The following is a 12,620-nucleotide window of genomic DNA, read 5'->3' on the forward strand; positions in this document are numbered from 1 at the left end:
ACTCTAAGGCTAAAGAATACAATTTAATAGGATTCGGAAATGCTAGGTCGGACAAAATGAGCGTATTAATGGAAGAGAGAATTAAAGCTATTTCAAATAAGATAATAATGGAATTAAAAACTTTAGGTGTATCTAGAATAGATTATATTATAAAAAATGAAGATATATATGTTTTGGAAGTTAATAGTGTATTAATATCATCGTATGAAAGTACTGTAACACCTATGTATAAAGCTAATAATATAAATATAGCTGATGAAGTTATAAAAGCAGCTATAAGAACGTTTTAAAATTATAGACATTGAAAAGGTGATAAAATATGAAAAAGGTGATATTTGTAACATATGGTGGAGGGCATGTAAAAGCATTGCTGCCTATAATTAAGAAGCTCCAAAGTGAAGGAAAGTATGCTATACAGGTTCTAGGATTAACAGTTGCTAGTAAAATTTTGAAAAATAATAATATAGAGTGTATTAATTTGATAGACTTAATTGAAAATAAAGAAGTAATAGATATTGGTAAGAAATTAGCATTAAAAGAACATAATAAAGAATTAGGTGTTTCATACAATGAGAGTATTGCGTATTACGGTATTGGTATGTATTATTTGATAAAGCAACATGGAGAAAGAAAGGCGTATGATATTTTTAATAGTATAGGAAGGAAGTCTTTTTTACCTATTGAGTTTTTCTATGAAGTTTTGAAAAACAATAGTGTCGATTTACTAGTAACGACAAGCTCTCCAAGATTTGAAGAAGCATCATTATTAGCCGCAGACAAATTAGGAATAAAAAGTATTAGAATAGAGCAGTTGTTTGCCCAAGGGAATACGCCAATATTGGAAAATACTACCTACTGCGTTCTAAATGAATTTGTCAAAAATAAATTATTAGAAAAAGGCATAGAAAAAAGTAGAATATTAGTAACAGGTCAGCCTGCATTTGACAGTATGGACATAGATGAAAAACAACTTAAATTATTGAAAAAAGATATAATGACAGATAAAAAAATAGTCCTATGGATAAGTCCAGGAAACAAAGATAATGAGCATATATTAAGATATTTGATTGACTTAGAGAAAGAAAGAAATGATATTAAACTAATTATAAAGATACATCCAAATGAAACTGAAAATATTTATAAAGAAATAATTAGGACAAGTGAATCAAGTGCTATTATAGCTCGTGAAAATTTACATGAATTAATATTATTATCTGACGTAGTTATAGTAGAAGTATCAGCAGTTGGATTAGAAACTATACTACTAGATAAAGAGTTAATAACTATAAACTTTACTGGAGAAAAAGATAGAGTTCCATATGCACAAACTGGAGCAGCAAAAGGAGTTTATAAAATAGAAGAACTTGAAGAAAGTATAGTAGGTGTTTTATATAATGAAATAGTGAGAGCCGAACTAAAGAAGAATAGAAAATCTTATAAAATTGGCAGAAAAGCTACTCAAAATATTTATGAGATTATAAATAAGTTACTAGGTTAAGGAGCAATATTTTTTATGATATGTAGAGAAGAAATATTATCAGGTATGGATAGATTATATTCACTATTAATAACGCTCAGTTTTATATGCACCTTTATGAGTTTTAATTTTATGCAAATTTCTGGAATACAAGTTGCTGATAAATTAGTAATATTATTTTTAGCTTATACAGTTTTGATATTTAATATAGATAAATACTGTAAAATTAAAGTAATAGATATTTTACCTCTTGTATTATGGATATTTATTAATATAATCTCAGCTTTAAATGCACAATACAAAAGTGTGGCATTTGCATTTACTCTTAACTATATTGTTCAAGTTATTTTATTTATAAGTTTTATTATTTTATTTTCGAACTATAAAATAGATAGGATTAAAATATTTAGAAATATTTATATAATAGCAGTTATTATAGGAGCAATAGGTATAATTGAATATTTCAACTATGAATTGATGAGTAATGTATTATCAATTTTCAGAGAAAAACAATACCTATATGGTAGAGTATCATCTTTATTTGAAAATCCAAATCATTTTGGAACTTTTATGGCGCTTAGTTTGATTATAGGTGTATATTTTTTAATAAAAAGTAAGAAAAATATTCCTATTAATATACTAGGAAATATAGTTATATTAATAGGAATATTGATATCGGGATCGAGGTCAGCATTAATATTTTCCATATTAGGAATTGTAATACTAATATATAACTTGAAAATATATACTGATTTAAAGATAAAGAAAGAATTTATTGTTCTAACTATATGTATGGGAATGATATTTATAAGTAGTAATGTAAGCGAGTTACAAAGGTTTGGTACGATGATAGATGGAATCAAAAGTGGAAATTTAGAGATGGCAACTGGAAAAAGAAGTAGCATATGGGGATATGCGTTAGAAATGGGAAAAGAATCACCGTTATTTGGAATTGGGAATGGAAACGTACAAAAGCAAATGGAGAATTATATGGAACAAAGTTTTGGGACACATAGCTTGTATATCAGTTTATTAGTAGAGAACGGAATTATAGGTTTTTTAGCTTTTTTTATATTTATAATTGTGACATATAAAAAATCTAAATATATAAAAAGTAAGGATTTGAGGGCTATTTTCAACTCTCTTTCAATTACACTTATATGTACTCAATTTACGGAAATGCAATTAGCTAATGTGTTCCAAACGATATTTATTTTTTGGTTTGTGTTTTCAATACCATACGATAGAAATAGAGAGGGTGGTTATTATGAGTAATATAAGCATATTAGATTGTACTTTAAGAGATGGTGGATATATAAATGATTGGAAATTTGATAGGTTCAATATAGTACGAATAATTAATTCATTAGGTGAATCTAATATTGATATTATTGAATGTGGATATATAAGCGAAAAAAAAGAAAGTACTAAAGATAATACTATATTTTCTGATATAAGTGAAATAGAATCTTTAATATGTAAAGGAAATTCAAAATCTTTATATGTAGCGATGATAAATTTAGGAGAATATGATGTTAATAAGTTGCCAGTAAAGTCTGGTAATATAAAATTAGATGGTATAAGGTTAGTTTTTCATAAAAAAAATTGGAAACAAGCCATAAAAGATATAGAAATAATATGTAATAAAGGATATAAGGTATTTGTACAGCCGATGGTAATTTTAAATTATTCAGATGAGGAAATATTATCTTTGATTAAAGCTTGTAACGAGTTAAATATATATGCTTTTTATATAGTTGATAGCTTTGGAGCTATGAAAAATACAGAAATTATTAGAATTAGTCATATAATAAAACATAATTTACGAGAAAATATTAATATTGGATTCCATGGTCATAATAATTTGCAACTAGCTTATTCAAATGCAGTTGAATTTATAAATACTTGCAAAGACAGAAATATAATAATAGATTCTTCTATATTTGGTATGGGTAGAGGTGCTGGAAATTTACCTGCTGAGCTAATTTTAAATTACTTAAATTTGAATTATAAAGGTAAGTATTCTATAGAACCATTATTATATATCATCGATAGTTATATATCTAGGATATATAATAAAAAATACTGGGGATACTCTATGGCACATTATTTATCAGCTACTTATAATTGCCATCCAAATTATGCTACGTATTTAGTAGATAAAAAGACACTTACTATATCAGATATTGAAGAAATATTAAAATATTTAGAGTGTGATAAAAAAGTAGATTATGATAAAGAATATATTGAAAAATTGTATAGTGACTATAATTCTAAGATACTAGAAAGTAATAATGATTTAATTGATTTCAAAAAAAATATAGTAGATAAAGATATATACTTATTAGCACCAGGAAAAAGTCTTACGGAAAATTTACAAAAAATAAACAAAAATAATTCTATAGTAATAACAATAAACCATGTTTTGAATAAATTTGATTCAGATTATTCTTTTTTCAGTAATCAAAAAAGGTATATAGAATATAGAGATAAAGTTTTAAGTGAAGAAATTTCGGATGTTAAAAGAAAATTTATTTGTACGTCAAATGTCAAACATGAAGAACAAAAAAGTGATGTAATAGATATCAGCTATCATAACATATTAGGAAGTACTGTGGATGCTAGAGATAATTCTATGATAATGATTTTAAACTTATTGAAAATTTTAAATAAAAAAGAAGTATTTATTTTAGGCTTTGATGGTTTCTCAAAAGATTCTAGTTATTGTGAAGAATATCTGGAATATGAACTTAATGAATTACAAATGAATGCGAAAAATATAAATATAGAGAAAGAAATAGATATATTAAGTAAAGATTTAAATATTTATTTTGTTACAGATAGTATATATAATAAAAATTTAAGAGAAGTGGCAATAGCTGTATGTGAGTAGGTAGCGTAAAATTTCTATTTAAAACAATGAATACATTATGCAATTAATTACATTTTAAATAAAAAGGAGGATTTTATGAAGATTATAGGTGTTATTCCAGCTAGATATAAATCATCAAGATTCGAAGGTAAACCACTAGCTGATATAAATGGGAAGCCAATGATATGGTGGGTATATCAACAAGCAATTAAAGTTAAAGAACTTGATGAGGTATATGTAGCAACGGACGATAGTAGGATTGAAACGGTATGTAAAAAACTACAGATGAATGTTGTGATTACAAGTGATAAACATGCAACTGGAACGGATAGAGTTGGTGAAGTAGCTAGAAAAATAGATGCAGACGTATATATTAATATACAAGGTGATGAACCTACAATACAACCTCATGTTATAAGCGAGGCCATAAAGCCATTTTATGATAATGAAGATGAGATTTTTGTTACAAATATGATGACAGAAATAAAAAAGAATTATGAAATAGTAGATAATACAGTTCCAAAAGTGGTTGTAAATAAAGATGGATATGGTGTTTTTTTATCAAGACTTCCAATACCATACCCTAAAAATGAAGATACATTATATTATAAGCAGGTTTGTGTTTATGGATTTACACCAAAAGCACTAGAATTTTATTGTAATTCAGAACGTGGGTGTATAGAAAAAGTAGAAGATATAGAAATACTAAGATTTATAGAGACAGGATATAAAGTAAAGTTTATAAAAACGGATGAAGATACAATAGCGGTAGATACAAAACAGGACTTAGAAAGAGTTAAATTATTTATGAAAAATAAATAGAAAGGAAGTATATATGGGAATATTGATGGAGAAGAGTATTATAATTTTTGATTTTGATGGAGTCATTTTAGAATCTATGGATATTAGAGATTTAGGATTTAGAGAAATTTTTAATGAATATGATGAAAAAAAAGTAGAAAATTTAATAGAATATCATAGGATAAATGGAGGACTGTCAAGATTTCATAAAATAGAATATTTCTATACAAAAATTCTAAAAAAAAATATAAATGAATGTGAAATAAAAAAATATGCGGAAAAATTTTCGGAAATTATGAAAAGAGAGTTGGTAAATTCTAAATATCTTATAGGTGATTGTATTAATTTTATAAAAAATAATAGCGAAAATTATAGTATGCATATAGCATCGGGATCAGAAGAGATAGAATTAAAATATATATGTGATAAATTAGATATAAAAAAATATTTCAAATCAATACATGGATCACCAACACATAAAAATGATTTGGTAAGAAATATTATAAAGGACAATAATTATGATGATAAAAATATAGTTTTAATTGGAGATTCTATAAATGATTATGAAGCAGCTTTAAAAAATAATATAACATTTATAGCATATAATAATTCTAAATTAAAAAATATTGATAGCACTTATGTTGAATTATTGAGTCAGATATAAAAAAAGCCTCTTTATAAAAATTTAAAAATTTTTATAAAGAGGCTTTTTTTACGTTATATTGTAGAAAAATATGGTAAAATGTAATTTGGAAATTTAATAAATTATATTATTTTAAAATAATTACTTTAAGTACGACAGGAAATATAAAAATGACAATATAATTCAAGTAATATTAAGGAGTAAACAATGAAAAAGAAGATATATTTAGTTTTAAGTATATTATGGATGAGTATTATATTCTATTTATCAAATCAACCAGCTACAGTATCAACGTGTCAGTCAGGTGGAACTATAGAATTGTTAAGTAGTATACCACTTATAGGTAGTATAATAAATAGTATGATGAAAATAGGCATAGCACAATTTATAATTCGTAAATGTGCACATATGTTTTTATATTTTGTACTAGCTATACTTATATATATAACTATAAATAAAAATTCGGATGTGAAAACACATGTTACATCATTTGTATTGACTGCACTTTATGCGTGTACAGATGAATTTCATCAGTTATTTATAGAAGGAAGAAGTGGAGAGATAAGAGATGTAATGGTAGATTCTACTGGAGCATTGATAGGATTAATAATCATATTTTTATTAATGAAAATAAGTAAGCACTCAAAAGTAAGTGCTCAAAATTAAAGGATTAAAATACTATGATATTTTAACTAAAGGAGTAGACAAAAATGGAATTAAGCTCATTAATTGAAGAGTTTATAAGAAGTTATGGTCCTATTAGTATATTTTTAATAGTTGCACTAGAGTATGCAAATGTCCCTCTACCAAGTGAAGTTGTACTACCTTTGGTAGGAATATTGGCACTAGAGTTTGATATGAATTTGTTTGTGACTATATTAGTATCTATTTTAGGTGGAGTATTTGGTTCTATAATTAATTATTATGTAGGATATAAGTTTGGAAATCCCCTTTTATATTTTTTAAAATCTAAATATCCTAAAACTAAAAAAGCTATAAAACAGTCATATAGATGTATGACAAAATATGATAAAGCATCGGTTATGTTATCAAGACTTGTTCCAGTTGCAAGGACTTTTATATCTATAGTTGCAGGTGTTACCAGAATGAATGTAGTTTTGTTCACGTTATATTCTGCTATAGGTATAACAATATGGAATATTTTTCTTATAAGTATAGGATACATAGTTGGAAATAATATGAATTTGATAGCTGAAATTTTAGGAAATTACTCTATTATAATTACTATCATATTAGCTATAGTATGTTTTGTTATTTATATAAAAAAAAGAAAAGAAAAGAAGAGATAGATAGAAAAGAGCTAAATGTTTGATATGTGTGAAGTTATATAATAAAGAAGAGGTGGTTATAAGTACGATATATCCACCTAAGGTATTTAGCCACAAATCTATCTACAGTCTCTTTATAAGTTAACTATAGCATCTATTGCTATTAGCTTAACTCAAGTGTTTTTTCAGAAGCTCCTTTTAAATCATTTTGAGTATGATTATTATAAGTTAAATCAACTTCATCTAAAGGAATAACTTTAGTCTTATGCTTAACTTTATAACCTAAATATAAAACTAAAAATAAAGGAATACCTATATAAGAAGCTATTAAACCATTCCAATCAATACCTTTTGGTGTTATAAATGAATAACCTTGACCTATAATGATAATAATACACATTAAAAGTGCTAATATAGGTCCCAAAGGATACCATTTAGCCATATATTTTAAATCTTTTAAATCATTACCTTGATGTACATAAGCTTTTCTAAATCTATAATGGCACATTGCTATACCAACCCATGCTATAAATCCTGCAAGACCAGATGCAGCAACTAGCCAAACATAAACAGTACTTTCTGAAAATACTGCAGTTAAGAAACTTGCAGAAGCTACTAGTGTAGTTAAAATTAAAGCATTTACAGGAACTCCATTTTTATTAGTTTTAGAAAACACCTTAGGTGCAAGACCTTCTTGAGCCATTGAGTGAAGCATTCTAACTGATGCATACATACCACAGTTACCAGCAGATAATACAGAAGTTAATATAACTGCATTCATAAGTGACGCAGCTCCAGCTATTCCAGCTCTTTCAAAAACCATAGTAAAAGGACTTTCTGAAACACTTGCTTGTGTAAAAGGTATTATAGCACCTAAAACAATTATAGTTCCTAAATAGAATATTAATATTCTCCAAAATATTGAATTTACAGCTTTTGGTATAGTCTCTTCAGGATTTTCACTTTCACCAGCAGCAACTCCTATAAGTTCAGTACCTTGGAAAGAGAAACCTGCAACTAAGAAAATAGCAAACATTGATTTTATTCCACCGTGGAATGGTCCACCAGCTATATTATAATTTTGAAATCCTATTTTATTTCCACCCATTATTCCAAAAATCATTAATACACCTATTATTAAAAATATAATTACAGTCAATACCTTGATTCCTGCAAACCAATACTCAGATTCACCAAAGACTTTTGATGATAAAAGATTTAATCCAACAATTATTGTTAAAAATAATATGCTCCAATAAAATCCATTAATGTTAGGGAACCAATATTTCATAATCAAAGACCCAGCAACCATTTCAGCAGCTATTGTTATAGCCCAGTTATACCAGTAGTTCCATCCAAGTGCAAATCCAAGTGCAGGATCAATAAATTTAGTAGCATAAGAACTAAATGAACCAGATATAGGCATGTAAGTTGCCATTTCTCCTAGGCTAGTTATTAAAAAATAAACCATAAAACCTATTAAACTATAAGCTGCTAGAGCACCTCCAGGTCCAGCTTGATGAATTGTATTTCCCATTGCAAGGAATATACCAGTTCCTATAGAACCGCCTAAAGCTATCATGTTTAAATGTCTTGCACTCAAACCTCTTTTTAATTCGTTATTTTGTTCACTCATTTTAATTACCCTCCTTATGGGATTAAATTTCCATAAGTAAGTAACTAAGATAATACAGATATTTTTACAAATAAAAAATGCCATAGGAATATTCCCATGACATAAATACGAAAATTGCATATCAAAAAAGACATGAAAGTATCGTAAGTTTTCATTGAAAATAGCTCTCCACAAAAAAATTGTGACAGTCATATGTATATTATACATATGCCCAGCAAGTAGTGTTAAGGCAATTAACTACTCACTTCGGCGAAATTTCCTTTCATATTACTTCATCGAGCTTACCTCCATAATATTACTTTTAAATTTCGCGCCTCCATCTCAGTTATCTACTTTGTATTTGTATATAATTATAAACCAAATTATAAATAAGTCAATATATATATTTTAAAGTTCCTACATTTTTATTTATTATTTAAAATCATATAAAACGTATTACAAAATTCTACAAAATAGGAACTTATTTGATATTTATTCGTACTATATATTAAGAAATTCATTATAGGAATTTCTTAATATATAATACAATGGAGAGATGCAAAAATGAGTTGTCAAAATAATAAGTGCCAAAGAGATTATTCAAATAACTATTTTAAATGTCATAAAGAAGATGAATGTAATAAATGTCATAAAAAGGATGAATGTTTTAAATGTCGTAGAGAAGATGGTGGAGAAATGCATGTTCATGAATACTCAGAAAGTGTTAAACTAGCGGAAGAAGAAGATGACAGACATAACCATCGTGGTGCAGGAGTTACAGGTGAACCTATACTAATAAACAATGGAACAAACCATGTTCACAAGATTAAGGATAATACAGATTTCTTTGATCATTTCCATCTAATATGCGTTACAACTGGTCCTATGATTAGGATACTCGATGAGAATGGTATAGATACTGGTAAACATGTCCATCTAGTAAAGGGAAATACTACTATTTTTGATGAACATTGTCATCCATTCCTTTTCACTACTCAAATTCAAGCACCTTTATTACCTTTACAAGATTGTCCTACTAGAGGGTAATTAAATTTACTAAGGACCATGATAATAAATTTCATGGTCTTTTTTGCATATATAAAAAAACGTACTGATAAATTCAGTACGTTTTTATTTTTAAATTTAGATATATTGAAATTAATTATATAATTTAAGAATTTAGTTATAAATATACTTTAAAATATTCTTAAACAAGAGAATAATTATTTTTTAAATATGCCAAATGGCTTTCCAACTGGTAAAAATACTCTTCCAAAGTGAGGATTTAATACAGCAGCAGCAGAACCATAGAATGATGCTATTGATACTAATAATTCAGAATACGCTGCAAATTGATGACTAGCATGTTCTGCTATACCAAATGTAGTCAATGTTAACCCTATGAATAAACAATCTATAAGTACAAATATTATAAATAATACCTTATGAGTTTCCATTGCTCCTATAGTCATAAATAATGAGAATATTAAGTACCCTAAGAAAGCAAATCCTAATTGTTTAACATCAGCAGCTGCTGCCATTTCAGGACCAAATACTCCATTTTGTATTAACCATGTAAATCCAACTGCATACCAGAAAAATGCAAAACCACCAAAAGCAGTAGCTCCAAATGTATTGTTGTGTTTGAAGTCATTTATACAGGCAAATAATTGAGCAGTAGCTCCTAAAAATATTGCCCATGGTAAAATTAATGATACCCCTGAAGTTAATCCTAATTTTTGAGATGATGCAACTAATGTGATCATTGCTAGTCCAAAAAGTCCTAATGCTGAAGGGTCAGCTGTTACAACTTTTACTTTTGTTTCATTTGTCATTGTTAATCCTCCTATAAGTCTAAATACTACATAAAAAATTTTATGTATACAAAATACTTATTTATATTATCACAAGTTTCATTATAAGTATATAAAAAAAATCTATAAATAAATAAGATTATTATAATCTCCTTGTAGTAAATATAAAAAAGAAAACATATTATAATAGTGCTAATTATAATAGTGGTAAAAATATCTATTATGAAGGTTTTTTAAAATGTCTAAAAAGTACAATAAATATAGTAAAGAATTAAAATTAAAGGCTGTAGATGTGTGTATTAATAATAGTATGAGCGAAATCTAAAACACAGTTCAAAGGTGCGGATTAAAAAGGTATTAATGAAGTTAATATTAATTTGTTACCTAAGGAATATGGGATTAGTGTTACTCAGGTTAGGAATGTAGTTAGGGGTATGTGATCGTCTTTACCATTAAAATATATGAAAAGGTAGTAGTATAAAATAATAAAAAATATAAATAAACAGAAAAAATTACAAAATTCGACAATTAAGAAGTGTATAATATAATTTAGAATGTATTAAATATAAATTAGATAAAAAAATATATAAAGAGGAGAAAAAATATGTCATTTTTTAACAATATAAAGGTTATGAAAGATTCTATATCAAAAACGGCAAGTAATATAACTAGTAATATCGCAACGACTAGTATGGAGCAATCAAATTTATCTAGAATAAATAAAGAAATAGATACACTTAACTCAGAGATAGATTCAGCATGCACTCAAATTGGGAGAAAATTTCTTGAGTATGTAATAGAGACAAAGGAAATGCCAGGGATAGATGTAACAGATGTACTAAATGTATTAGATCCAAAAATGTCTAGGAAAGCTGAGTTAGAAAAAGAGATAATAGAAATACAAAAAAGATTAAAAGACCAAATGAAAATACAAGAAAAATCAAGATTTGAAGATGAATATAGAAGAGAAAAAGAAAAATTAGATAAAGCTCTAGCTATGGATATAATATCTCAAGACGAATATGAGAAAAAGATAAATCAATATAGAATAAGATTAGACAACTTTGAACAAATAAAAAAAATAGAGCAACAATATGAGTTCGGGATTATAACAAGAGGAGAAAAAGAAATAAAAATAAATCAATTAACAAAATAGAGGATGACCTATTTATAGGTCATTATTTTGATTTAGATTCTTAATATAGAAGTAATAAGTGCAGCATTTAAAATATCAAGTGTTATAATTATAATTGGATTTATAGGTGCTATAATTTATTTCAAAGAAAACAAAGAATATAGAATATGTGAAGAAAATAAATATGCTTAATATATATTTATAAGTAGTAGGTTGGATTTAAATAATAAACAGTTAATTTAAATATAATACTTATATTAAAATGGCACTTAAAAAATCCGTATACAGCTTAGTCATAAAATAGTTGGATTATATACGGATTTTTATTTTAATTATTTGAATTTTTGGGGGAATTGCTTGATTATACCATCTGATAGTGTATCAGCAAACATAATCATGTGCTCTTCACCTTTGTCATATGCCTCTATATCTGCTTTCCAATCCTTATTTAATATAGCAACAGTTTGATCTGTAAGTAACTGTAAGTGTTTATATAACATATCTTTTAAAACTTTATTTGAATAGTTAGGATTAGCACTGCTTAAAAAATCAGCTATTTTATCAGCATTTTCATACCATAACTTATTATATTTTTCTAAATCATCTTTATTGCCATTCTTAGCAGCATCAACAACTTGTCCAGCAATTGTTATATGTTCTCTTAACAATGCAGAAAGTTTATTTCCAGCTTCTTCACCATAATAGGGTTTGATTGAATTACCAATATCATCTTGATTTTTAAGAAGTCTTTCTAATACAAAATCTTTATCTTCAAGTGAAGCTATATCACTTATAATGAAGTTTCTAGTCCATAATACATGGTCAATCCAAAGTTTTCTTTCGTCCAATTTTAAATCAACCATAGATTTGTTATAGCAAATATCTTTAATGCTTGTATTTTCCATAGCTTGAATTTTAAATGGTACTAAAAATAAAATTGAGTAAAATAAAAATACTAAAACACTTTTTGAAAT

13 protein-coding genes and 1 riboswitch are annotated in these 12,620 nt (G+C 26.5%); of the genes, 10 read left to right on the forward strand and 3 right to left on the reverse strand.

Translation table 11 applies throughout. The features are described 5' to 3' along the window. The 8 genes from AC11VW_RS03155 to AC11VW_RS03190 form a co-directional block, all read left to right on the forward strand. On the forward strand, positions 1-290 hold a 290-nt coding region (locus AC11VW_RS03155), incomplete at its 5' end, for a hypothetical protein (protein WP_484299938.1). A 29-nt stretch (positions 291-319) separates the two neighbouring features. Then, entirely contained in the window at positions 320-1,498 is a 1,179-nt protein-coding gene (locus AC11VW_RS03160; protein WP_484299939.1) for a UDP-N-acetylglucosamine 2-epimerase, read from the forward strand. A gap of 15 nt (positions 1,499-1,513) precedes the next feature. Then, on the forward strand, positions 1,514-2,752 hold the full coding sequence (locus AC11VW_RS03165; protein WP_484299940.1) for an O-antigen ligase family protein: 1,239 nt from the start codon (positions 1,514-1,516) through the stop codon (positions 2,750-2,752). Further along, entirely contained in the window at positions 2,745-4,370 is a 1,626-nt protein-coding gene (locus AC11VW_RS03170) for an aldolase catalytic domain-containing protein (protein ID WP_484299941.1), read from the forward strand. The genes AC11VW_RS03165 and AC11VW_RS03170 overlap by 8 nt, the downstream gene beginning before the upstream one ends. 75 nt (positions 4,371-4,445) lie before the next feature. Then, complete coding sequence (kdsB, locus tag AC11VW_RS03175) at positions 4,446-5,171, forward strand: 3-deoxy-manno-octulosonate cytidylyltransferase (protein ID WP_484299942.1); 726 nt, start codon at positions 4,446-4,448, stop codon at positions 5,169-5,171. Between the two features lie 13 nt (positions 5,172-5,184). After that, entirely contained in the window at positions 5,185-5,814 is a 630-nt protein-coding gene (locus tag AC11VW_RS03180) for an HAD family hydrolase (RefSeq protein ID WP_484299943.1), read from the forward strand. Between the two features lie 186 nt (positions 5,815-6,000). Then, a complete protein-coding gene (locus tag AC11VW_RS03185) occupies positions 6,001-6,459 on the forward strand; it encodes a VanZ family protein (RefSeq protein WP_484299944.1) in 459 nt (152 codons plus the stop codon). Between the two features lie 44 nt (positions 6,460-6,503). Then, positions 6,504-7,103, forward strand: coding sequence for a DedA family protein (locus AC11VW_RS03190; RefSeq protein WP_484299945.1), 600 nt, complete (start codon positions 6,504-6,506; stop codon positions 7,101-7,103). A 142-nt stretch (positions 7,104-7,245) separates the two neighbouring features. Here the strand turns inward: AC11VW_RS03190 and AC11VW_RS03195 are convergent, their stop codons facing one another. Continuing rightward, positions 7,246-8,718 carry an amino acid permease gene (locus tag AC11VW_RS03195; RefSeq protein WP_484299946.1) on the reverse strand — a complete coding sequence of 491 codons (1,473 nt, stop codon included), beginning with the start codon at positions 8,716-8,718 and terminating at the stop codon, positions 7,246-7,248. 153 nt (positions 8,719-8,871) lie between these two features. After that, positions 8,872-9,045: riboswitch (Lysine riboswitch) on the reverse strand. Positions 9,046-9,261: 216 nt separating this feature from the next. Between AC11VW_RS03195 and AC11VW_RS03200 the strand changes: the two genes are divergently transcribed. Then, entirely contained in the window at positions 9,262-9,744 is a 483-nt protein-coding gene (locus tag AC11VW_RS03200; protein WP_484299947.1) for a YmaF family protein, read from the forward strand. Positions 9,745-9,920: 176 nt separating this feature from the next. On the opposite strand, the gene AC11VW_RS03205 is transcribed toward AC11VW_RS03200, so the two are convergent. Next, positions 9,921-10,532 (reverse strand): acetate uptake transporter, encoded by a 612-nt coding sequence (locus AC11VW_RS03205; RefSeq protein ID WP_484299948.1) that lies wholly within the window; start codon positions 10,530-10,532, stop codon positions 9,921-9,923. Between the two features lie 583 nt (positions 10,533-11,115). On the opposite strand from AC11VW_RS03205, the gene AC11VW_RS03210 reads away from it, so the two are divergent. Next, a complete protein-coding gene (locus AC11VW_RS03210) occupies positions 11,116-11,667 on the forward strand; it encodes a hypothetical protein (protein WP_484299949.1) in 552 nt (183 codons plus the stop codon). 311 nt (positions 11,668-11,978) lie between these two features. Here AC11VW_RS03210 and AC11VW_RS03215 read toward each other — a convergent pair. Continuing rightward, on the reverse strand, positions 11,979-12,620 hold a 642-nt coding region (locus AC11VW_RS03215), incomplete at its 5' end, for a glycosyltransferase (protein ID WP_484299950.1).

This window comes from Romboutsia sp. (assembly GCF_056995035.1).